At 68.7% G+C, this 20179-nt stretch carries 20 protein-coding genes and 1 tRNA gene; 11 read left to right on the top strand and 10 right to left on the bottom strand.

All coding sequences use genetic code 11. The features are described from left to right. Positions 1 to 61 precede the first annotated feature (61 nt). Positions 62 to 1582, top strand: a complete 1521-nt coding sequence (locus tag CHB64_RS10230; RefSeq protein WP_089412531.1) for a Ppx/GppA family phosphatase — start codon at positions 62 to 64, stop codon at positions 1580 to 1582. On the opposite strand, the gene rnd is transcribed toward CHB64_RS10230, so the two are convergent. Continuing rightward, the gene (gene rnd / locus CHB64_RS10225; protein ID WP_089412530.1) at positions 1576 to 2724 is read right to left on the bottom strand and encodes a ribonuclease D; all 1149 of its coding nucleotides are present in this window, start codon (positions 2722 to 2724) and stop codon (positions 1576 to 1578) included. The two genes, CHB64_RS10230 and rnd, sit on opposite strands and share 7 nt — an antisense overlap. 163 nt (positions 2725 to 2887) lie before the next feature. Here rnd and aspS point away from each other — a divergent pair, with 163 nt between their 5' ends. The 3 genes from aspS (at position 2888) to CHB64_RS10210 (ending at position 6391) form a co-directional block, all read left to right on the top strand. Next, on the top strand, positions 2888 to 4687 hold the full coding sequence (gene aspS, locus CHB64_RS10220; protein WP_089412529.1) for an aspartate--tRNA ligase: 1800 nt from the start codon (positions 2888 to 2890) through the stop codon (positions 4685 to 4687). A gap of 710 nt (positions 4688 to 5397) precedes the next feature. Beyond that, the gene (locus CHB64_RS10215) at positions 5398 to 6066 is read left to right on the top strand and encodes a hypothetical protein (RefSeq protein WP_089412528.1); all 669 of its coding nucleotides are present in this window, start codon (positions 5398 to 5400) and stop codon (positions 6064 to 6066) included. Positions 6067 to 6070: 4 nt separating this feature from the next. Continuing rightward, entirely contained in the window at positions 6071 to 6391 is a 321-nt protein-coding gene (locus tag CHB64_RS10210; protein WP_089412527.1) for a winged helix-turn-helix domain-containing protein, read from the top strand. Between the two features lie 7 nt (positions 6392 to 6398). Here the strand turns inward: CHB64_RS10210 and CHB64_RS10205 are convergent, their stop codons facing one another. The 5 genes from CHB64_RS10205 to ubiA all read right to left on the bottom strand — a co-directional run bounded on the left by CHB64_RS10205 (position 6399) and on the right by ubiA (position 9683). Continuing rightward, on the bottom strand, positions 6399 to 6809 hold the full coding sequence (locus CHB64_RS10205) for a GNAT family N-acetyltransferase (protein ID WP_200815319.1): 411 nt from the start codon (positions 6807 to 6809) through the stop codon (positions 6399 to 6401). 47 nt (positions 6810 to 6856) lie between these two features. Next, positions 6857 to 7159, bottom strand: a complete 303-nt coding sequence (locus CHB64_RS10200) for a DUF6460 domain-containing protein (RefSeq protein ID WP_089412525.1) — start codon at positions 7157 to 7159, stop codon at positions 6857 to 6859. A gap of 72 nt (positions 7160 to 7231) precedes the next feature. Further along, entirely contained in the window at positions 7232 to 8092 is an 861-nt protein-coding gene (locus tag CHB64_RS10195) for a mechanosensitive ion channel family protein (protein WP_089412524.1), read from the bottom strand. A 90-nt stretch (positions 8093 to 8182) separates the two neighbouring features. Next, entirely contained in the window at positions 8183 to 8611 is a 429-nt protein-coding gene (gene msrB / locus CHB64_RS10190) for a peptide-methionine (R)-S-oxide reductase MsrB (protein WP_375790383.1), read from the bottom strand. Between the two features lie 121 nt (positions 8612 to 8732). Beyond that, positions 8733 to 9683, bottom strand: a complete 951-nt coding sequence (ubiA, locus tag CHB64_RS10185) for a 4-hydroxybenzoate octaprenyltransferase (protein WP_089412522.1) — start codon at positions 9681 to 9683, stop codon at positions 8733 to 8735. A gap of 84 nt (positions 9684 to 9767) precedes the next feature. Between ubiA and CHB64_RS10180 the strand changes: the two genes are divergently transcribed. From CHB64_RS10180 to CHB64_RS10155, 6 genes are all read left to right on the top strand, one after another. Beyond that, on the top strand, positions 9768 to 10538 hold the full coding sequence (locus CHB64_RS10180) for a 16S rRNA (uracil(1498)-N(3))-methyltransferase (RefSeq protein WP_089412521.1): 771 nt from the start codon (positions 9768 to 9770) through the stop codon (positions 10536 to 10538). Positions 10539 to 10651: 113 nt separating this feature from the next. Beyond that, complete coding sequence (locus CHB64_RS10175; RefSeq protein ID WP_089412520.1) at positions 10652 to 12025, top strand: glutamate--cysteine ligase; 1374 nt, start codon at positions 10652 to 10654, stop codon at positions 12023 to 12025. Further along, the gene (locus CHB64_RS10170) at positions 12025 to 12672 is read left to right on the top strand and encodes a DNA-3-methyladenine glycosylase family protein (RefSeq protein WP_089412519.1); all 648 of its coding nucleotides are present in this window, start codon (positions 12025 to 12027) and stop codon (positions 12670 to 12672) included. Before CHB64_RS10175 ends, CHB64_RS10170 begins: the two co-directional genes overlap by 1 nt. 180 nt (positions 12673 to 12852) lie before the next feature. Further along, complete coding sequence (locus tag CHB64_RS10165) at positions 12853 to 13422, top strand: HNH endonuclease (protein ID WP_089412518.1); 570 nt, start codon at positions 12853 to 12855, stop codon at positions 13420 to 13422. 167 nt (positions 13423 to 13589) lie between these two features. Further along, the gene (locus tag CHB64_RS10160; protein WP_089412517.1) at positions 13590 to 14390 is read left to right on the top strand and encodes a M48 family metallopeptidase; all 801 of its coding nucleotides are present in this window, start codon (positions 13590 to 13592) and stop codon (positions 14388 to 14390) included. A gap of 130 nt (positions 14391 to 14520) precedes the next feature. After that, positions 14521 to 14597 (top strand) — tRNA-His (locus CHB64_RS10155). Between the two features lie 723 nt (positions 14598 to 15320). Here CHB64_RS10155 and CHB64_RS10150 read toward each other — a convergent pair. From CHB64_RS10150 to CHB64_RS10140, 3 genes are all read right to left on the bottom strand, one after another. Next, positions 15321 to 16049 carry a polyamine aminopropyltransferase gene (locus tag CHB64_RS10150; RefSeq protein ID WP_089412516.1) on the bottom strand — a complete coding sequence of 243 codons (729 nt, stop codon included), beginning with the start codon at positions 16047 to 16049 and terminating at the stop codon, positions 15321 to 15323. 116 nt (positions 16050 to 16165) lie between these two features. Further along, positions 16166 to 16984 (bottom strand): anti-sigma factor, encoded by an 819-nt coding sequence (locus CHB64_RS10145; RefSeq protein ID WP_143265996.1) that lies wholly within the window; start codon positions 16982 to 16984, stop codon positions 16166 to 16168. Beyond that, positions 16965 to 17471 (bottom strand): RNA polymerase sigma factor, encoded by a 507-nt coding sequence (locus tag CHB64_RS10140; protein WP_089412514.1) that lies wholly within the window; start codon positions 17469 to 17471, stop codon positions 16965 to 16967. The genes CHB64_RS10145 and CHB64_RS10140 overlap by 20 nt, the downstream gene beginning before the upstream one ends. A 130-nt stretch (positions 17472 to 17601) precedes the next feature. Between CHB64_RS10140 and CHB64_RS10135 the strand changes: the two genes are divergently transcribed. Then, on the top strand, positions 17602 to 19224 hold the full coding sequence (locus CHB64_RS10135; RefSeq protein WP_159462478.1) for a S8 family serine peptidase: 1623 nt from the start codon (positions 17602 to 17604) through the stop codon (positions 19222 to 19224). Here CHB64_RS10135 and CHB64_RS10130 read toward each other — a convergent pair. Continuing rightward, entirely contained in the window at positions 19214 to 20134 is a 921-nt protein-coding gene (locus tag CHB64_RS10130) for a porin family protein (protein ID WP_159462477.1), read from the bottom strand. The two genes, CHB64_RS10135 and CHB64_RS10130, sit on opposite strands and share 11 nt — an antisense overlap. Between the last annotated feature and the right edge of the window lie 45 nt (positions 20135 to 20179).

The following is a 20179-nucleotide window of genomic DNA, read 5'->3' as shown; positions in this document are numbered from 1 at the left end:
GACAAGCTCGCGGCGCGGCGCGGGCGGTCCCGCCCGCCGATGGGGAAGGGCGCGCAAACGCATGTTTGAAGGCTTCGCGCAGAACGTCCGGCCGGCCGGCGCCGCGGCGCGCGAGGCCGTCGTCGACATCGGCTCGAACTCGATCCGTCTCGTCATTTTCGACGGGCCGCGCCGGGCGCCCGCGCCGATCTGCAACGAAAAGGCGCTGTGCGGGCTCGGGCGCGACATGACGCCGGAGGGCGCGCTCAACCCGACCGCGGTCGACTATGCGCTGGCGACCCTGCGCCGCTTCCGCCGGCTTCTGGCCGCTCATGGCGAGCCGCCGACGACGACCATCGCCACCGCCGCGGTGCGCGAGGCGAAGGACGGCAAGGCCTTCGTCAAGGCCGCGCGCGCGCTGGGTTTCGACGTGCGCGTCATCGACGGGGCGGAGGAGGCGCGCCTCGCCGCCCTCGGCGTCGTGTCCTACGAGCCGGGCGCGACCGGTCTCGTCGGCGACATGGGCGGGGGCAGTCTGGAGCTGATCGGCGTCGATCAGGGCGAGATCCGCGACAGCGCGAGCCTGTCGATCGGGCCCCTGCGGCTGATGCAGCAGACCGGCGGCAAGGTCGCCGACGCCGAGGCGATCATCGCGCAAGCCCTCGACGGCGTCGGCTGGCTGAAGGCCGACGGCTTGGGCGACGGCGGCCGCTTCGGCACGCTTTTCTCCGTCGGCGGGGCGTGGCGGGCGGTCGCGCGCATCCATATGCGCTTGCGCGGCTATCCGCTCTCGGTGCTGCACCACTACGAGCTGTCGGATGATGAGGCGGTCGAAATCTGCGATCTCCTCTCGAAGCAGAGCCGGCGCTCGCTCGAGGAGATTCCCGGCATCCCGCGCCGGCGGATCGACACGCTGCCCTATGCGGCGCTGGTGCTGAAGGCGGTGCTGAAGCGATCCGGCGCGCGCCGGGTGATGGTCTCCGCCGGCGGCGTGCGCGAGGGCGTGCTCTACGACCGGCTGGGCGCGGAGGAGCGCAGAGAGGATCCGCTGCTCGCCGGCTGCCGGTTCTTCGCCGGGCGCCTCGCGCCGGAGCCGGCCATGGGCGAGGCCGTCTTTCAGTTCACGGACGGGCTGTTCGCCGAGGAGAGACCGCAGCAGCGTCGCCTGCGCATGGCGACCTGCCTTCTGTGCGATATCGGCGCCTATTTCCACCCCGACCTGCGCGCCGCGCAGGCTTTCGACATCGCCGCGCGGGCGCCCTTCTACGGCGTGACCCATCAGGAGCGCGCCGCGATGGCGCTGGCGCTCTATTGCCGTCATGGCGGCCGCATGCCGACGCGGCCGGACGAGCAGGCGCTCGATCTTCTGTCCGAGGACGAACAGACGCGCGCCCTGCGGCTCGGGCTCGCCCTGCGGCTCGCCGGCTCCTTCGCGCCCAAGGCGCCGGACGCGCTCGCCGGCTGCGGCGTTCGGCTGGAAAAGGACGCGCTCGTCTTCCGCGCGCCGGCGACCGTCCGTGAGCTGATGTTCGAGCTGCCCAGGCGCCGCCTCGCCGCGCTCGCGGCCGCCTGCGGCGCCGAGCCGATCGAAGAGTATTACTGATCGCCTGCCGGGACGACGTCGACGCCCGCGCGCCCGAGCTTCAGCGCGATCTCGCCGCGCCTGAGCCGCAGGGCGAGCGCGCCGAACACCTCGCGCCGCCAGCCGTGCAGCGCCGGCGCGTCCTCGCCGAGCGCGATCGCTTCGAGATCGGCGGCCGAGGCGACAAGCTTCGGCGCGACGTGAAACCGCTCGCACTGGCGCTTGAGCAGCACCTTGAGAAGATCGAGGACGTCCGGCGGCGGGGCGCGCCGTTCGGCGCGGTCGATCTTGGGCAGCGCCTTTTTGTCCATCGCCGCGCCGGCGGCGATCGCGTCGAGGATGGCCTGGCCGGCGCGCGAGCGCTCGAAGCCGGTCGGGATCGAGCGCGCGCGGGCGAGTTCGGCCGGCGTCTTCGGTTTGAGGCGGGCGAGCTCGAAGATCGCTTCGTCCTTCAGGATTCGCCCGCGCGGCGCGTCGCGGGTCTGCGCCTCGCGCTCGCGCCATTCGGCGAGCTTGATGACGGGGCCGAGATCGGCCGGGCGCACGCCCTTGAGCTTCAGCCGCTTCCACGCCTCCTCCGGCGCGATGCGATAGAGCGCCGGGTCGGCGAGGGCGGCCATCTCCTCGGCCACCCAATGGGCCCGGTCGTCCGCCGCCAGCTTCTTCTCGAGAATGGGATAGGCGTCGCGCAGATAAGTCACGTCCGAGAGCGCATAGGCGAGCTGGGCCTGCGACAAGGGCCGGCGCGACCAGTCGGTGAAGCGCGAGCCCTTGTCGATGCGCGCGCCCAGCAGCGCGCGCATCAGCGGCTCGTAGCCGATCTGGTCGCCGAAGCCGCAGGCCATCGCCGCGATCTGCGTATCGAACAGCGGCGTCGGCGCGGCGTCCGTCAGATGATGGAAGATCTCGACGTCCTGCCGGGCGGCGTGAAAGACCTTCACGACGCGCTCGTCCTGCAGCGTCTCGAGCAGCGGGTCGAGCTCGATGCCTGACGCCAGCGGGTCGATGACCGCCTCGACCCCCTCCGCCGCGACCTGAACGAGGCACAGGATCGGCCAGTAGGTCTTCTCGCGCATGAATTCGGTGTCGATCGCCGCATAGGGCCGGCGCGCGACCGCGCGCATGGTCTCGGCGAGCGTTTTCGTATCGGTGATGAGCTGCATATGGGGGCGGGCTTCTATCAGCGCCGGCCCGGCCCGTCACCCCCGCCCGCGCCGGGCCGACGTCGCGCCTTCCGGCCGGCCTGCGGAGCGGCGCGCCGGGGCGAGTCTTGACATCGCGGGCGCGAATCGCCACTCCGGCGCGACCGTCGAACAGGGGACCGGAATGCACGCCTATCGCACGCATACCTGCGGAGCGCTTCGCAAGAACCATGTGGGCGAGACCGTCCGGCTGTCGGGCTGGGTCCACCGCAAGCGCGACCATGGCGGGCTTCTGTTCATCGATCTGCGAGACCATTACGGGCTGACGCAGCTCGTCGTGGAGCCCGAAGCGCCCTTTTTCGGCGCGGTCGAGCGGGTCCGGCAGGAAAGCGTCATCCGCATCGAGGGCCGGGTCGTCGCCCGCACGCCCGACACCGTGAACCCCAATCTCGCCACCGGCGAGATCGAGGTGCGCCTCGACTCCTTCGAGGTGCTCTCGGCCGCCGACGAGCTGCCGCTGCCGGTGTTCGGCGAGCCGGACTATCCGGAGGAGATCCGCTTCCGGCACCGCTATCTCGACCTGCGGCGCGAGACGCTGCACCGGAACATCATGCTGCGCTCGGCGATCATCCGGGCGATCCGGCAGGGAATGGAGGCCAAGGGCTTCACCGACTTCCAGACGCCGATCCTGACCGCCTCCTCGCCGGAAGGCGCGCGCGACTTTCTCGTGCCCTCGCGGCTTCATCCGGGCCGGTTCTACGCGCTGCCCCAGGCGCCCCAGATTTTCAAGCAGCTCATCATGGTGGCGGGCTTCGACCGCTACTATCAGATCGCGCCCTGCTTCCGCGACGAGGACGCGCGCGCCGACCGGGCGGCGGGCGAGTTCTACCAGCTCGACCTCGAAATGAGCTTCGTCGAGCGCCAGGACGTGTTCGACGCCGTCGGGCCGGTCGCGCGCGACGTCTTCGCCCAGTTCTCGGGCGGCCGTCCGGTTACGGACTATCCGTTCCCGATGATCGCCTATGACGAGGCGATGCTGAAATACGGAACCGACAAGCCGGATCTGCGCAACCCGCTCGAGATGCAGGTCGTGTCGGACCATTTCCGCGGCTCGGGCTTCAAGGTCTTCGCCTCGATCCTCGAGGCGAGCCCGAAGAACGAGGTGCGCGCGATCCCGGCGCCGAAGGGGGGAAGCCGCGCCTTCTGCGACCGGATGAACGCCTGGGCGCAGCGCGAGGGCCTGCCCGGCATGGGCTACATGATCTTCGAGGAAGGCGAGGCGAAAGGCCCGCTCGCGAAGAACATCGGGCCCGAGCGGTCCGAGGCGGTCCGCGCGCAGCTCGGCCTCAAGGCGGGCGATGCGGCGTTCTTCCTCGCGGGGAACCCGAAGGACTTCGTCGCGATCGCCGGCAAGGCGCGCAACGTCGTCGCCGAAGAGCTCGGCCTGCTCGACCGGGACCGCTTCGAGTTCTGCTGGATCGTCGATTTCCCGATGTATGAGTGGAACGAGGAGAAGAAAGTCATCGAGTTCGGGCACAATCCCTTCTCGATGCCGCAGGGCGGGCTCGAGGCGCTCGAAGCGGCGAAGACGGACGAAGAGATCCTCGCCGTCAAGGCCTTCCAGTACGACCTCGTGTGCAACGGCTACGAGCTCGGCTCCGGCGCGATCCGCAACCATCGCCCGGACGTCATGATCAAGGCCTTTGAGATCGCAGGCTACGGCCGGGAGGTCGTCGAAGAGAAATTCGGCGGCATGCTGAACGCCTTCCGCTACGGCGCGCCGCCCCATGGCGGCTGCGCGCTGGGCATCGACCGCATCGTGATGCTGCTGGCCGACCGCCAGAACATCCGCGAAGTGACGATGTTCCCCATGAACCAGCAGGCGCAGGACCTTCTGCTCGGCGCGCCGGGCGAGGCGAGCCCCGAGCAGCTCAAGGAGCTGCACATCCGCGTCGTCCCGCCCATCGCGGAGAAGAAGGACTGAGGCGTTTCGCGCGAAACGCAACAGCGGCGAGTCCGGCTCGTTCATGCGCCATGCGGGCTCCGGCCCGGTTTCGAACGATTCGCCTTCCGGCGTTTCGCGCGAAACCGCCCGCCGCGGCGGCGCGCCGGCGCGGCCGTCGCGGCCGGGCGAAGCGGGGATGGGAAACGACGCGGGTCCGTTCATGCGCCCATTATCGAGCCGGTCCGAAGGGCGGGGATAACTATCCCCGCTTTTTAGCTAACTCGTTGTTTTTTCTGGGCGCGAGTTCCGCGTAAAGGTGGAAGAATTCAGGAATCGGAAAGGCGGCGGGCGATTGGCTGAAAGCAGGTTCCCGTCGTCCCGGGCGCGGCGCGGCATGAAATGACGCGCCGCAGACCCGGGACCGTTCTCGGCCCGCTCCATCGTCGTCCCGGGCGCATTGCGGCATCCTTGATGATGCAATGCAGACCCGGGACCGTTCTCGGCCCGCTCCGCCTTCGTCCCGGATGCAGCGCAGCGCGAAGCGGCGCGCCGCTGATCCGGGGTCGGGCGCGGCAGGGCGCGGGCGCTTGCCGATGGCGATCCCGGGTCGGCGCCGCATCGCCTGCGCGCTGCGGCGCGCCCGGGACGACGGTTGCTGTTCTGCGCTGAAGCGCGGCGCATGCGCAGTGGCCACGGGCGGGGCGGGATGCTAGCTTTATGTTTCAAAGTCATTTGCAGGAGCCGGCCCCATGACCGAACCGCGCCCCGAAGAGGCCGCCCGCGGCTCGCTCGATCAGGACATCGCCGCCGAGCTTTCCTATGTGCGCGCGCTGGCCGAAGAGGGGCGCGCCGCCCCGCTCGTCGGCGGGGCGCTTTACGTGCTGTGGGGCGCGCTCACTGCGCTCGCCGCCTTTGCGAGCTGGCTGGCGGCGACGGGGGTTCCGCCTTTCGACGCGCTCGGCGCCTGGCGGATCTGGGTCGGCGCGGGCGTCGCCGGCTGGGCGCTGTCCTTCGTGCTGGGCGGGCGGGCCGGGCGCAAGCCGGGCGCGGCGACGGTCGGCAACCGCACGGCGAACGCGGCGTGGCTCGCGGTCGGCATATTCATCACCCTGTTCTTCATTGTCCTGAGCGTCGTTCACGACGATTACGTCGAAGCGGGCGTGCCGCGGTATTTCCTCTTTTCGCTGATGTTTCCGGTCGCTTTCGGACTATACGGCGTGGCGTTCTTCGCGACCGCCGCGGCGGCGCGCACGGTCTGGTTTCGTTACGCCGCCTTCGCGGCGTGGGGATTCTCCGCGCTCTGCCTTTTTCTGCTCGGCAGCATCCATCAGATGCTGGCGGCGGGCGCGGGCGCGTTCGTCTGCGCGGTCCTTCCGGGAATCGCGCTGATGCGGCGTGAGCCGAAGGAGATCGTCTAGCCCCATGTCGGCGCCGGGTCCGTTCGACTATCGCGAAATCGACGACGTCGTGCACGGTCGCGTGCGGCTGGCGCTGATGGCGTATCTGTCGGGCGCGGGCGCGGCCGAGTTCAGCGAGATCAAGGCGAAGATCGGCGGCGCGAGCGACGGCAATCTCTCCGTACACATCAGAAAGCTCGAAGAGGCCGGCTATGTGCGCGTCGAAAAGCGCTTTCGCGGGCGCCGCCCGCAGACCCTGTGCCATCTGACGGAGAAGGGCCGCGAGGCCTGGATCGCCTATATCCGCCGCATGGAGACCCTGTTGCGCCCCCGGGCTGGGAAATGAGGCCGCATCAAAGCGCCAGGCGCATATAGACGACGTCCGGCTCGGGATTGTCGTAATAGGCTTGCGCGCGGGCGAAGCCCATCGATTCGTACATGGCGACGGCGGGTTTCAGCCGTTCGAGCGTATCGAGGACCATCTCGGCGAAGCCTTTCGCGCGCGCCTCGGCGATGATCGCCTCGGCGAGGCGCCGGCCGAGGCCGGTTCCGCGAAAGGCGGGGCGCACATAGAGCCGCTTCATCTCGCAGCGGCGCGCGTCGAGGCGTTTCAGGGCGACGCAGCCTGCGGGCGCGTCGTCCGCGCCGGCCAGAAGCGCGGCCTCATAAACGCCCGCCGGATCGGCGAGTTCGGCGGCGAAGTTCTGAAAGCACAGATCGACGCCCAGCTCCTCGGCGTATTCGCGGAGCATTTCCGTCAGCATACGGAAATCCGCCGGGCTTTCGGCGCGGCGGACGGCGGGCGGCGCGCTCATTCGCGCGGGGCGGGCCGGCGCCCGCCGCCGAGAAGGCGCAGGACGATCCAGACCGGCGCGACCACCGCCGCGCCGATGACGAGCCAGGTCGCGAGCCGGCCGGCGATCTCCCCGATGGAATCGCCGAGCGCCGAGACGAGATCGCGCGCGAGGTGGAAGATCCCGCCCCAGAACTCGCGGGGGCCGAGCCCGATCACCGACAGAAGCGCGCCGACGAGAATGCTCGCGACGACGAGCTGGATGATCGTCTTGCCCGCGCTGCGTCCGACGAGCCGGGTCTTGAGGTCGTTCTCGGCCATGCGCCGCTCCTGTCCGGTCCGCCGCGAAAATAGCCGAGGGGCCGCGCGCGGGCCAGCCCCTGCGCCGGCGGCTCAGGCCGCCTGCTGCACGATCTGTCGCACGGGGAAGGGGATGGTGATCCCGTCGGCGTCGAAGCGCTCCTTGACCGCCTTGGTCAGCGCCCATTTCACGGGGAAGAGATCGGCCGACTGGGTCCACACGCGGCAAAGAATATCGACCGAGCTGTCGCCGAGATTATCGACGACGACGATCGGTTCGGGCTCGCGCAGGATGCGTCCATCGGCGTCGACCTCGGCGCGCACCGCCGCGATCGCCTTGTCGAGATCGTCGCCATAGGACACGCCGAAGACGAGATCGAGCCGGCGCGTGGGGTGTGCGGAGTAATTCACGATGGCGTTCGCCCATACCGCGCCGTTGGGAATCACCACCTTGCGGTTGTCGAGGGTGGCGAGCTCGGTCGCCATCAGCGAGATCGCCTTGACCGTTCCCCCGTGGCCGGCGACCTCGATGAAGTCGCCGACATTGAAGGGCCGGAAGCCGAGCAGCATTACGCCCGAGGCGACATGGCCGAGCGTGCCCTGAAGCGCCAGGCCGATGGCGAGGCCCGCCGCGCCGATCACCGCCGCGAAGCTGGTCGTCGGCACGCCGAAGACGCCGAGGGTGGTGATGACGACGAGCGCGATGAGGCCGTAATAGACCAGACTCGACAGGAAGCTCGCCAGCGTCTCGTCGATGCGCGGCGATTTCCTCAGCCCGCCGCCGACGACTTTTCTGATCCTGCCGGCCGCCCACAGGCCGAGAACGAGCACGATGAGCGCGCCGGCCGCGTCGAACAGAAAGGGCGTCGCCTGCGCGACCGATTCGCGCACGAACGTCGCGGCCGCTTCGGCGTCGACGGCGGGAATGACGGTCTGGGCTTCTTCGTCTTGCATGTCGGTCCGCCTCCTTTGCGAATGGTTCGGAGGCAGAATAGGCCGTGATGCGCCGCTGGCAACCGCAAGAGGCGCGAAACGACCGGCGAATCAGCTTTCGGCGGGCCTGAACGCGAGCGCGACGCCGTTGTTGCAGTAACGAAGGCCGGTCGGCGCCGGGCCGTCGTTGAACACGTGGCCCTGATGGCCGCCGCAGCGCGCGCAATGATATTCCGTACGCGGCACGATAAGACGGAAATCGCTCTTCGTGCCGATCGCGTTCGGCAACACGTCGAAGAAGGAAGGCCAGCCGGTGCCGGAATCGAATTTGTGCTCGGATGAGAACAGATCGTACCCGCAGCCGGCGCAGGCGTAGACGCCTTTGCGCTTCTCCTCGTTGAGCGGGCTCGTCCATGGCCGCTCGGTGCCTTCGCGGCGCAGCACCGCATAGGCTTCGGGCGACAGGCGCTCCTTCCATTCGCGCTCGGAAAGGCGCCACTTGTCGTAGTCGGGAATAAGCGCCGGATCGGGATCGGTCATGGCGTCGGTCCTTTCTCGCCCGCGCGCGCCGCCCGCGAAGAGGGCGAAGGCGGCGGCGCCCAGAAACAGGCGTCGGTTCATCGTTCGGCGCTCCTGCGCGGCGGCGTTCTCATGCGTCCGCTTACGCCATCGGCGCGATCGCCTCCAATAAAATGGGCGCGAGCAGCAACAGCCCGGCGTTCCGGTTGCTCCGGAACAAGGCCAGGCAGCGCGCGCGGTCGTCGATGTCGAGGCGGTGAATCTGCCAGGCGAAATGCGCCGCGGCCGGCGCGAGCGCCGCGTAATAGAGAAGCGAGAAACCCGACAGCGCGCCGGCGAGCGCGAAGAGGGCGAGCGTCGCGCTGTAGAACAGGACGAGCGCCGGGCGCGTCGCGGGGCCGAGCCTCAGCGCGGCCGATTTCACGCCGATCAGCGCGTCGTCCTCCTTGTCCTGATGGGCGTAGATCGTGTCGTAGCCGAGGGTCCAGAAGATCCCCGCCGCGTACAGGCAGAACGCCGGCGCGCCAAGCCCGCCGGCCGCGGCGGCGTATCCCATCAGCGCCCCCCAGTTGAAGGTGAAGCCGAGCCAGAGCTGCGGCCAGTAGGTCACGCGCTTCGTGAACGGATAAATCGCGACGAAAGCGAGCGAGCCGAGGCCCAGATAGATCGTGAAGCGGTTGAACTGCACGAGCGCGAGCAGGCCGATCAGGCACAGCCCGACGAGAAACGCCCAGGCGCGCCGCACGGAAATCTGCCCGCTCGGGATCGGCCGCAGCGCCGTGCGCGCGACGCGCGCGTCGATGTCGCGGTCGACGATGTCGTTATAGGCGCAGCCCGCCCCGCGCATGACGAAAGCGCCGAGCGCGAACAGGGCGGCGTAATAGAGCAGCATGAGCGCGCCAGGGCCCGCGCCTTGCGCGCCGGCGAGCGCGAGGCCCCAAAGGCAGGGGATCAGCAGCAGCCAGGTTCCGATCGGCCGGTCGGCGCGCGCCAGCCGCAGATAGGGCTTGGCCGGGTCGGGCGCGAAACGATCGACCCAGTTGCGGGCCTCGGCGTCGGCGGGGGCGGGCGCGGCTTGCGGAGCAGTCGTCATGATCCCATTTCTAGCCGTCCGGCCGGCGGCTTCAAACCCGCCGCCGGACTTGCCGCCGGAAAGTCGTCCGCCTATGGCCTCGACATGTCGTCGCTGATTCGTCTGCATATCGACGCGCCGCTCGCCGAAGGCGGGAAAGCGTCGATTTCGCGCGCGCAGGTTCATTACCTGAAGACCGTCATGCGGCGGGGCGAGGGCGACCCTCTCGTCGTGTTCAACGCGCGCGACGGCGAGTTTGCCGCGACGATCGAATCGCTGGGCGGCAAAGGCGGCGTCGTCGCGGCGGGCGCGCGCCGCCGCGCCCCCGAGCCCGAGCCGGACCTCTGGCTCGCCTTCGCGCCGGTCAAGCGCGGCGCGGTCGATTTCATCGTGCAGAAGGGAACGGAGCTGGGCGCGGCGCGCTTTCTGCCGACGACGACGGCGCGCACCAACGCCGCGCGGGTCAGGGAGGACCGCCTGGCGGCCATCGCCTGCGAGGCGGCCGAGCAGTGCGGGCGGCTGTCGGTTCCGGCGGTCGCGCCCCTGCGTCCGCTTGCGGCGATGCTCGACGAATGGCCGGCCGGCCGGCGCCTGATGTATTGCGACGAGGCGGGCGACGCGCCGGACGAGGAATGGGGCGGGCGCGCGGGCCGCGCCGCCCCGGCGCTCGAGGCGCTGAAGGACGCGCCGGCGGGGCCCTGGGCGATTCTGATCGGGCCGGAGGGCGGCTTCGCGCCGGAGGAGCGCGCGCGCCTGCGCCGGCTCGATTTCGTGACGCCGGTCACGCTGGGCCCGCGCATCCTGCGCGCCGACACGGCGGCGATCGCCGCGTTAACCCTGTGGCAGGCCGCGCTCGGGGACTTGAGGCGGGTCTGATGAGCGAGAATAACTCACAATCGCGCGAGCAGAACTTTCTTGGCGCGACGCGCCGACGCCGATAGAGGATCAAGCCTTTCGCAGCGCGCCGCGCTTGTCTGGAGATTGTCGTTTTGAGCACCGCAAGCCCGCAGGAGCCCGGCGCGCCGCCGATCGAGTCGATCGATCAGCTTACGGCCTATCTGGAAGCCGGTTCGAAGCCGAAGTCCGAATGGCGCATCGGCACGGAGCACGAAAAGTTCGTCTACTGCCGGACGAGCCTGAAGCCTGTCGGCTATGAAGGCGAGACCGGCATCCGCGCCATTCTCGAGGAAATGTCCCGGCGCAGCGGCTGGAGCCTGATCGTCGAGAACGGCCTGCCCATCGGGCTCAGGGGCGACGGCGCGACCGTCTCGCTGGAGCCCGGCGGGCAGTTCGAGCTGTCGGGCGCGCCGCTCGAAAACATTCATCAGACCTGCGAAGAGGTCCACGCCCATCTTGCGCTGGTGAAGGACGTGGCGGGCCCCACGGGCGTGTCGTTCTTCGGCATGGGCTTCGCGCCGACCTGGACGCTCGCGGAAATGCCGCGCATGCCCAAGCCCCGCTACGACATCATGCGCCGCTACATGCCCAAGGTCGGCCGGCTCGGCCTCGACATGATGCATCGGACCTGCACGGTGCAGGTCAATCTCGACTTCTCGGACGAGGCCGACATGGCGGCGAAGTTCCGCGTCGGCCTCGCGCTGCAGCCGATCGCGACGGCGCTGTTCGCCAATTCGAGCCTCGTGGAGGGAAAACCGGTCGGCTGGGCGTCCTGGCGGGCGAAAGTCTGGACCGACACGGACCCCGACCGAACGGGCCTTCTGGATTTCGTTTTCGAGCCCGGTTTCGGCTTCGAGCGGTATGCGGAATATATTCTCGACGTGCCGATGTATTTCGTCCGCCGCAACGGGAGATATATCGACGCCGCCGGCCAGTCTTTCCGCGATTTTCTCGCAGGCCGGCTGCCGGCGCTGCCCGGCGAGCGGCCGACCATCGGCGACTGGGAAGACCATCTGTCCACGGCCTTTCCGGAAGTGCGCATGAAGCGCTTTCTGGAAATGCGCGGCGCGGACGGCGGGCCGTGGGCGCGCATCTGCGCGCTGCCGGCGTTCTGGGTCGGCCTGCTTTACGACGAGACGGCGCTCGCGGCGGCCTGGGACATCGCCAAAGGCTGGAGCAGGGAAGAGCGCGAGCGGTTGCGCGTCGACGCCGCCCATTACGGCCTCAGGGCGAAAATCGGCTCGCGGACTGTTCAGGACGTCGCGAAGGAGGCGCTCGCCATCGCGCGCGAAGGGCTGAAGCGCCGGGCGCGCGCGAACTGGCAGGGCGCGGACGAGTCGATCTTTCTCGACACCTTTTGCGAGATCGCCGAAAGCGGCGTCACGCTCGGCGAGGCGACGGCGCGCCGCTTCGTCGAGGAGCTCAAGGGCGATGCGCGCGCGCTGCTCGCGGAGGCGTCCTACTGATGGCCGCGCGCGCGGCCGGGCTCGATCCTTTCGGGGACGTCGCGCGCCCCTGCCGCGCGCTCGCCCGGCGCGACGCGGCGCTCAGGACCGCGCTCGAAGCGATCGGCCGGCCGCATATCCGCCGCCGGCCGGGCGGATTCGAGGGCCTGTTCCGGATCATCGTCGAGCAGCAGGTTTCCGTCCCCAGCGCGCAGGCGATCTGGGGGCGCTGCCGGGCCGCCTTCGATCCGCCGACGCCTGAGGCCGTCGCCGCCGCCGGCGTCGCGGGGCTCAGGGCGCTCGGCCTGTCCGGCCCCAAGGCGCGCTATGTGGCGCTGCTCGCCGAGGAGATCGCCGCCGGCGCCTTCGACCCCGATGCGCTCGCCCGGGCCGACGACGCGGGCGCGGCGGCGGCGCTGCAGGCCCGCAAGGGGATCGGGCCCTGGACGGCGGCGATCTATCTTCTGTTCTGCGAGGGCCGGGTGGACGTCTGGCCGCCGGGCGACGTCGCCCTGCAATACGCCTATGGGGCGGCGGCGGGGCTCGAGGGCAAGATCGACGGGGCGACGCTCGACGCGCGCGCCGCCGGCTGGGCGCCCTGGCGGGGCCTGGCGGCCCACATCCTGTGGACCTATTACGCCCATCTGCGCGGCCGGCAGCCTATCTGAGGCCGCGCGGGGCGGCCGGGCGGATTTTTCCGCGCCGGTTCACGACTTTGTCACAGGGAATCGGCTATGGGTTTCCCGCAGATCCTGAGCTATAAATCGCCTGATCGAAGGAGGTTTTGCGTTCAGTAAAGCGATCGTCCTTCTGGCGGCCGCACCGGCTGCGGCGATGGAGCGGCGCCGATGACCGTCACAGGCCGCGTCGCCCCCGAGAGCTGTCCTGCGCTGGTGCTGAATGCGGATTTCCGCCCGCTCAGCTATTTCCCGCTGTCCCTGTGGTCCTGGCAGGACGCGCTCAAGGCCGTCTTCCTCGACCGGGTCGACGTGGTGGCGCAGTACGAGACCAAGGTGCGCAGCCCCAGCTTCGAGATGCGCCTGCCCTCGGTGATTTCGCTCAAGACCTATGTGAATCACGCGCGCACGCCGGCTTTCACCCGCTTCAACGTGTTTCTGCGCGACCGGTTCACTTGTCAGTATTGCGGCTCGGGCGAGCGCGACGCGCTCACCTTCGATCATGTGATCCCGCGCTCGCGCGGCGGGCGCACGACGTGGGAGAACATCGTCGCGGCGTGCAGCGGCTGCAATCTGAAGAAGGGCGGGCGCCTGCCGCAGGAGGCGAAGATGTATCCCGCAATCCCGCCGGCGCGCCCGACCATGTTCGAGCTCAACGAGCGCGGCCGGGCCTTCCCGCCGCACTATCTGCACGAAAGCTGGCAGGACTTCCTGTACTGGGACGCCGAGCTGGAGCCGTAAGAGGGCGCGGTTGCAGGTTGCAGGGAGCAGGTTGCGGACAGCGGCCGCGCCGGCATGTTCTGCAACCTGCGGTCAGTTTCCGGCGACCGCGCCGCCGCGGCGTTGTTCGCCCGCGCGCCGCAGGTTAAGCTCCGGCCGGACTGGGGATCGTCGCGGAGGGAGACGCCATGAAGCTGAAGCTCATCGACCGGACCGTCACGATGTCGCGGCGCGAGGTGGTGCGCGGGCTCGCCATGGGCAGCGTCGTCGTTCTGGCGCCGGGCTGCACGTATAATGAAGAGCTCGGCCGCAGCCAGCTTCTCTTCGTCTCCTCCGGCCAGATGGCCCAGCTCGCCGCCTCGGCCTGGAGCGACCTCAAGAAGCAGGAGAAGATCACCAACGATCCGAAATACACGCGCCGCATGGCCCGCGTCGCGCCGCGCGTCATCGCCGCTTCCGGCAACGACCCGTCGAAGTGGGAGGTGCAGGTGTTCGACTCGAAGGCGCTCAACGCCTTCGCGCTGCCCGGCGGCAAGATCGGCTTCTACACCGGCATTCTCGACATCATGGACAATGACGACCAGATCGCCGTCGTCATGGGCCACGAGGTCGCCCATGTGAACTACAACCACTCGGGCGAGCGCTACAGCCAGTCGACCCTCGCCCAGACCGGCCTCACCGTCGCCCAGGTCGCGGTCTCCGGCAGCCGTTATCAGAACCAGATCATGGGCGTGCTCGGCATGGGCGCGACATTGGGGGTCATTCTGCCTTATTCGCGCCGGCACGAACTGGAGGCCGACAAGTTCGGCCTGCGCTACATGCACCGGGCGGGTTACGACGTCGATCAGGCGATCGTCTTCTGGAACAAGATGGCCTCGATGAAGTCTGGCGCGCCGCCGGAAATCCTCTCGACGCATCCGTCGGACGCCACGCGCATCGCCCAGCTCCAGCGCGAGATCGCGCTCATCCGCCAGGGGCAGGTTTCCTGAAGGCGGCGACGCGCCGTCCCGGCGCGGCCGACGCGTCGCAGGCCGGCCCGGCTTGCCATCGCGGCGCGGCGGCGATAGGTTCCGCCCCCTCGCCGGAGGGCCTCGCCAAGGCCCCTTCCGGGCGCGCGGCGCCGCCTTAGCTCAGCTGGTTAGAGCGCTTGATTGTGGATCAAGAGGTCCCCCGTTCGAGCCGGGGAGGCGGTACCATCAATAGCGGGGAACTCGGACGGCTTATGTTCTCACCGGCGCGGGACGCTTCAGCCGCCTCCCGGCTTCGTCCTGAGGCCCCAGAGGATCGCGGCTCAGAGACCGTTGACAGAACCAGACCGAACCCAGCCGGCGGCCGGTCGCCCAGCGCCCGCTTTGCGACGACCGCGAGCCTTCCTCTGATCTCGATTTCGGCGTCCCCGCGGCCTGGCTGGATCGGCCGCGCGATAATGACATCGACCAGATCGCCCAGGTCGCCGAGAAACGAGAAAGCGATCCGGCGAACACGATGTCCGCCTTGCCCGGGGCGGCGAGCAGCCTCGCAGGTCGGGGCGCGCGAACATGGCGCCGGAAACGCCTTCATCCTTCCACTCGCCGGTTATCGTCCAATGGCGCTCGAAGGCGCGCCTGCGGCGCTAGGCAAGCTGATCGTCGGCGGATCGCTCATTCTGCTCGTCTGACGAGTTCGGACGAATAACGGGCATAAAGCAAAACGCGGGCGATTGCGAAGTCCAATCCTGATGGCTAATTATCCTCGCTTTTACTATGGGCCTTCAGGGACTCAGCATCAAACTCCTTTGCCGTTCGCCGCGCCAGCCAGCGTGCGAGAGCTAAAATCGTCGGGTCGACGGTCGGCGCCGATCGCCTTCCAACCTTCGGATTTCGAACGCCAATATCCAGTTTCATGGCGTCCATGATGAGGGCGCGCGGCGTCGCTTGATCTCATGCGCCGCTCTTGCGCGCGAGATAGACGGTGCAGGCCGCTTCGCCGTCGCCGCCGGCGTTCTCGAAGCGGACCGTATGCGCGCGCGGGTCGACGAACGCCTGCGCCAGCCGCTCGATGAAAGCGTCGTCGGCCGGATCGTTCGACCAAAGACCGAAGACGCCGCCTGGCGCAAGATGCTCGCTCAGCCTGGCAAGACCCGCCGTTGAATAAAACGCCGCATGCGAGGGGCTGAGAAGCTTGTCAGGCGCGTGATCGATATCGACCAGAATGGCGTCGACGCGTTCGCGCCCGTCCGGCGAGGAAAAGATCCCGGCTGGTTCGCCCGCGAGCGTGAAGAAATCGCCATGCAGCAGGCGGCAACGGGGATCGTCGACGAGCGCCGCGCCGAGCGGCAGGATTCCCTGTCTGTGCCAGTCGATGACGGCGTCAAGCGCCTCGATCACCGTCAGGCTTCGCACCGCCTCGTTCTTCAGGGCGGCGTGCGCCGTATACCCCAGGCCGAGGCCGCCCGCGACGACGGCGAGGGCGTCCCGGCCGGCCAGCGCCGCCAGGGCCAAATCGGCGAGCGCGACTTCCGAAGCCGTGTGCAGGCTCGTCATCAGGAATTCGTCGCCGAGCTTGATCTCGTAAACGTCGACCCCTCGCGACAGGTCCCGCCGCCGGCGCAGGCTCAACGCCCCCATCGGCGTCGGCCGATAATCGAGTTCTTCAAAAAGCCGTCCCATCGGGCGCGGTATAACGCGGCTGAGCGGAAAAACCACCTCTCGGCGCTGGCCATGTCGCGGGCATGCTCCCGCCGGGGAGAACAGGATGCCTGGAGCGCGCCCCTGCGGGATTTTGCTCAGTTTACGGAGCCGGGTCGTTCCGGCGCGCGCCAGCCCCGCGCGATCAGCTCGCTTTCCTCGGCGCGGCTCAGCGGTTCTCCGGCGATGGCCGCGTCGATATAGGCTTCGATGACAGGATCGCGCGCCCCGGACGCGGCGGCGTATGTTCCTTCGGGCGCGGTTGCGAGAGCCGGCGAAAAACTCGACGCGGCGAGGCGCCAGCCGTCTTCTCCCGTCCTGCAGGCGACGTTCCGCGCGCGGGCGCGCGCGGTTTCAAGATCGAAGACCCGGCACAATGCGCCTTCTTCGGTGCGGAAGGAAAGCCGGGCCACGAACGTCGCGCGCGCGTTCACCGCGGCCGGTTCGCCGCTCAGGCGGGTCTCAAGCGCGCGCGCGAGCTGACTCCGGGAGACGATTCGTCCGTCCTCAGACCATATAGCCGGCGCCGCCGGCGCGGAAAGGAAATGCGCAAGGCTGAAACCGGCCGCCAGAGCGGCGACGCTCGCCGCGAAGGCGCGATGCTCCGTCGCAAAGCGCCTGGCGCGTCGCCAAAGCGGAAACGCAACCACGTTCGATGAGGCGAGCTTCCCGCCGGCCTCGCCCTCCAGCCTATGCAACAAGGAGGCGAGAGGCCGGGACATGGGCTGCGCGTCGATGCGCGCCGCCTCCGCGCGCGCGCGCTCGTCGGCGTCGCGCAGCGCCTCGAGTCGCGCGGCGAAAGCCGGCTCTTCGGCCAGGCGGTTTTCGACCGTCCGCGCCAGCTCCGGCGAAAGAGCGCGGTCGATATAGGCGCTCAACAGTTCGTCGTCCGTCGATCTACAATCCTTGCTCGCCATATTTCACCTCTTCGGCCAGCGCCGCGCGCGCGCGCGCGAGCCGGCTCATGATCGTGCCGACCGGCAGATCGAAAGCGCGCGCCGCCTCCTGATAGCTGGCCCCGCCGATGACGATCATCGCCAGCACCTCGCGATGAATTTCGGGAAGGGCGTCGATCGCCCGCGCGGTCCGCTCCAGCATCATCCTGTCTTCGATTTGCTTCTCGGCGGGCGGCGCCGACTCGCTCATGGCTGCGACGGACGGTTCGGCTTCTCGCCGGATCTTGCGCGCGCGCACCGTGTCGATCCAGAGATTGCGGCATATGCGATACATCCACTTTATCATCTCGACATCCGCCGGCGCGCCTTTGGCCAAGACCCTTTCAATCGTCGATTGCACGAGGTCGTCCGCGTCCGCAGGGTCGCGGGCCAGCGAATAGGCGAAGCGCCTCAGTCGGGGCGCGGCTTCTACGATTTCGCGCCGCAAGCGCGCTTCGTCCCTCGTCATGCGCCTTCTTCACGGTTGGGGACGGGAAATATTCCCGGCGTCATGGACTTTTTTTACCCCTCGGCCGTAAATTCTTAAGAAACCGGCCTTCGGAAGGATCATGGATTCGACTCGGCGCAGGAAGAGATCGATGCGGAGGGGCGGGCGCGGCGCGCGCCAGGGACGGCTGCAGGCGGTCGCCGGCGCGCTGATCCTGGCGGCGGCGTTCGCTGTATCGGCGCGCGCTCAGCCGCCTGGCGGGCTGCCGGACCTTGACGATATGATTGACGCCGCCATCGAGGACAGGGTGGAAGAGGCCGTCGCCGAGAGCATCGAGGCGCAGGTCGAAGAGACGGTCGTCAATTCCGTCGAGCGGAATGTCGCAAGAAACGTCGAGCAGGCCGTCGAGCGAAGCGTCGCAGCCGGCGTCGAGCAGACCGTCGAACAGGCCGTCGAAGCCGCGGTGGAAGGCGACGTCGCCGGAATGATCGAAACCGCCGTGGAATCCCGCGTCGTCGACAGGCTTGAACTTGACGCTGCGCGCGCGGTGGAAACCGGGCTGGCGGTCGCAGCGGAAAATGCGTCCATTCCCCGAGAGATCGCGGAGGAAGCGACCGCGCCCTCCCGCGCGCTCCTCGGCGGAGAAGAGGCGGAAGGCCGCCGGCGAGAGCCGATCATCGAAATCGTCGATGGCTGGCCTGCGATCCGCCATGAATGGGTCGCGGTGGTCGCGGAAGCGGACGCTCAGGCCATTGAAGCGCTCGGCGTGGAAATCCTTGCGCGAGAGCCGCTCGCCGCTTCGGGCGAGGTGATGTTCGTGCTTCGCGTATCGGACGCGGATTCGAAGGCCGGCGCGATCGAAACGGCGCTCGCCCGGCTCGGCCGCGGCAGGCTCGACCGCAACCATATCTACGATCCAGCTTTCGCGCCGCGGCCCGGCATCGTGCGCGGCATGGAAACGCCGGCAGAGGAAGCGCGCGCGGATGCGGCAGGCGCCGGCCGCGCCGTCAGGATCGGATTGATCGACACCGCGATTGACGAGACCCACCCCGCGCTGGCCGGAAGCGAGATCGTCGCGCGCGATTTCGTCGCCCTCGGAAGCGTTCGCCCGCGCGCGCACGGCACCGCGGTGGCGTCGCTTATGGCCGGAGCGATCGGTCATTACACGGAGCCTTCCGCGCGTCTTGAGATTTCCGCCGCCTCCGTCTTCTTTGAGACGCGGGAGGGGCGGCGCGGCGCGACCACGGCGGCGCTCGTCCGGGCCGTCGACTGGCTTCGCGGGCGAAACGTCAAGGTCGCCAATGTCAGCCTCGCCGGCCCGCCCAACCGGGCGCTGGAGGCCGCGATCGCATCGGCGCGGGAAGCCGGCATGGTTTTCGTCGCCGCCGTCGGCAATGAAGGCCCTGCGGCGCGGCCGCTGTATCCGGCCGCCTATGAAGGCGTCGTCGGCGTCACCGCCGTCGACGGCGAGGGCGCGCTGTTCCGTTGGGCGCTGCGCGGGCCTCAGGTCGACATCGCCGCCCTTGGCGTCGACGTCGCCGTCGCCGCGCCGGGAGGCGGCATGAGAAGGGATTCGGGCACGTCTTTCGCCGCGCCGCTGGTGAGCGTCTTTCTGGCGGACCGGCTGGAGCCCGCCGCGTCGCCGAACGCCGCGCGCGCGGCGCTGCGCGCGGCGGCGGTTTCGCCGCCGGCCTGTCCGGCCGGTTGCAAGGATCTTTATGGGCTGGGGCTTCTGCTTCCCCTGAAAGCCGCCCGGCAGGCGACTAAAAGCTGAGCGCCAGCTTCATCTCCGCGACATGCTCCGTGAAGTCGGCGCTCGGCAGATTCGAGTCCCGATCGCGATAATCATAGCCGAGATGGATCGCCGCCGGGCCGGCGACGGGAAGCTCCAGGCGGGCCGCGGCGGAGAAGATCTCGTCCTTGCGCTTTTCGCCGATGGACGCCGTCACGTTCGTGAAATCCCTGCGTTCGAAGTCGGCGCCGGCGCGCAGCTTGGCTTCTCTGGCGAAAAGCCTGACGCGCTGGACGTAGCGCGCCTTGAAGCCCGCCATGTCGAGATCGAACTCGTCGTCGCGCGCGTTTTCCCCGCCGACCTTTCCGCCGACGATGAGATAGCGTTTCAGGCCGTTAAGAAAGACGAAGGCGTCTATCTGGCCTGAATGGCCTGTGCTGTCGCGACGATCGTCGGTCTTGAAGTTCTTGTCCGTGTACGCATAGGCGCCGCGCAAAAAAAGCTTCGCGCCGAACAGGCGCGAGACGTAGGGCGAAATCTGCTGGTAGTCGAGATAGGGATCCTCGTCCAGACGGGCGTGTACGAAGTTATAGAGCGCGCCGAGCTTGAACGCCTTGAAGTCGCGCTCCGCCTCGCCTGAGAGGCGGTGGGTCTGAAGATCGAAATCGCCGAAGTCCTGATAGAGAATCTGTGAGAACTCATACCCCGCGCGCAGAAGAAATGTCTCGCCTGGTTTGACTTCCGCGTTCAGCTTCGCGCCCAGGACTGCGGCCGCGTCTCCTTCGCCGGTGTTCTGGTCCAGATCCGAGACGTTGACGTTGCTGTCGACCAGCACGCCCGCGCTCGCTTCAAGGTCGATCTTCACCGGCCCGGCCGGCGATTGTCCGAAGGCGGCGTGCGGCCCTGCCGCCGCGATCGTCGCCGTCACGAACAGGAAAGCTTTCAAGCGCATGATTCCACTCCGCTGATGAACAAGCGCGGCCGGCGATGGATACGC

Source organism: Amphiplicatus metriothermophilus (assembly GCF_900199215.1).
In the GTDB taxonomy this organism is placed as follows: Bacteria; Pseudomonadota; Alphaproteobacteria; order Caulobacterales; family Parvularculaceae; genus Amphiplicatus; species Amphiplicatus metriothermophilus.
The sequence above is the reverse complement of the archived record's forward strand: the minus strand, read 5'-3'. Positions and strand labels throughout refer to the sequence as shown.

Bases quoted from the DNA above. Each gene is read 5' to 3' on its own strand.
- CHB64_RS10230 (WP_089412531.1), top strand. From the start codon at position 62: ATGTTTGAAGGCTTCGCGCAGAACGTCCGGCCGGCCGGCGCCGCGGCG.
- rnd (WP_089412530.1), bottom strand. From the start codon at position 2,724: ATGCAGCTCATCACCGATACGAAAACGCTCGCCGAGACCATGCGCGCG.
- aspS (WP_089412529.1), top strand. From the start codon at position 2,888: ATGCACGCCTATCGCACGCATACCTGCGGAGCGCTTCGCAAGAACCAT.
- CHB64_RS10215 (WP_089412528.1), top strand. From the start codon at position 5,398: ATGACCGAACCGCGCCCCGAAGAGGCCGCCCGCGGCTCGCTCGATCAG.
- CHB64_RS10210 (WP_089412527.1), top strand. From the start codon at position 6,071: ATGTCGGCGCCGGGTCCGTTCGACTATCGCGAAATCGACGACGTCGTG.
- CHB64_RS10205 (WP_200815319.1), bottom strand. From the start codon at position 6,809: ATGCTGACGGAAATGCTCCGCGAATACGCCGAGGAGCTGGGCGTCGAT.
- CHB64_RS10200 (WP_089412525.1), bottom strand. From the start codon at position 7,159: ATGGCCGAGAACGACCTCAAGACCCGGCTCGTCGGACGCAGCGCGGGC.
- CHB64_RS10195 (WP_089412524.1), bottom strand. From the start codon at position 8,092: ATGCAAGACGAAGAAGCCCAGACCGTCATTCCCGCCGTCGACGCCGAA.
- msrB (WP_375790383.1), bottom strand. From the start codon at position 8,611: ATGACCGATCCCGATCCGGCGCTTATTCCCGACTACGACAAGTGGCGC.
- ubiA (WP_089412522.1), bottom strand. From the start codon at position 9,683: ATGACGACTGCTCCGCAAGCCGCGCCCGCCCCCGCCGACGCCGAGGCC.
- CHB64_RS10180 (WP_089412521.1), top strand. From the start codon at position 9,768: ATGTCGTCGCTGATTCGTCTGCATATCGACGCGCCGCTCGCCGAAGGC.
- CHB64_RS10170 (WP_089412519.1), top strand. From the start codon at position 12,025: ATGGCCGCGCGCGCGGCCGGGCTCGATCCTTTCGGGGACGTCGCGCGC.
- CHB64_RS10165 (WP_089412518.1), top strand. From the start codon at position 12,853: ATGACCGTCACAGGCCGCGTCGCCCCCGAGAGCTGTCCTGCGCTGGTG.
- CHB64_RS10160 (WP_089412517.1), top strand. From the start codon at position 13,590: ATGAAGCTGAAGCTCATCGACCGGACCGTCACGATGTCGCGGCGCGAG.
- CHB64_RS10150 (WP_089412516.1), bottom strand. From the start codon at position 16,049: ATGGGACGGCTTTTTGAAGAACTCGATTATCGGCCGACGCCGATGGGG.
- CHB64_RS10145 (WP_143265996.1), bottom strand. From the start codon at position 16,984: ATGGCGAGCAAGGATTGTAGATCGACGGACGACGAACTGTTGAGCGCC.
- CHB64_RS10140 (WP_089412514.1), bottom strand. From the start codon at position 17,471: ATGACGAGGGACGAAGCGCGCTTGCGGCGCGAAATCGTAGAAGCCGCG.
- CHB64_RS10135 (WP_159462478.1), top strand. From the start codon at position 17,602: ATGCGGAGGGGCGGGCGCGGCGCGCGCCAGGGACGGCTGCAGGCGGTC.
- CHB64_RS10130 (WP_159462477.1), bottom strand. From the start codon at position 20,134: ATGCGCTTGAAAGCTTTCCTGTTCGTGACGGCGACGATCGCGGCGGCA.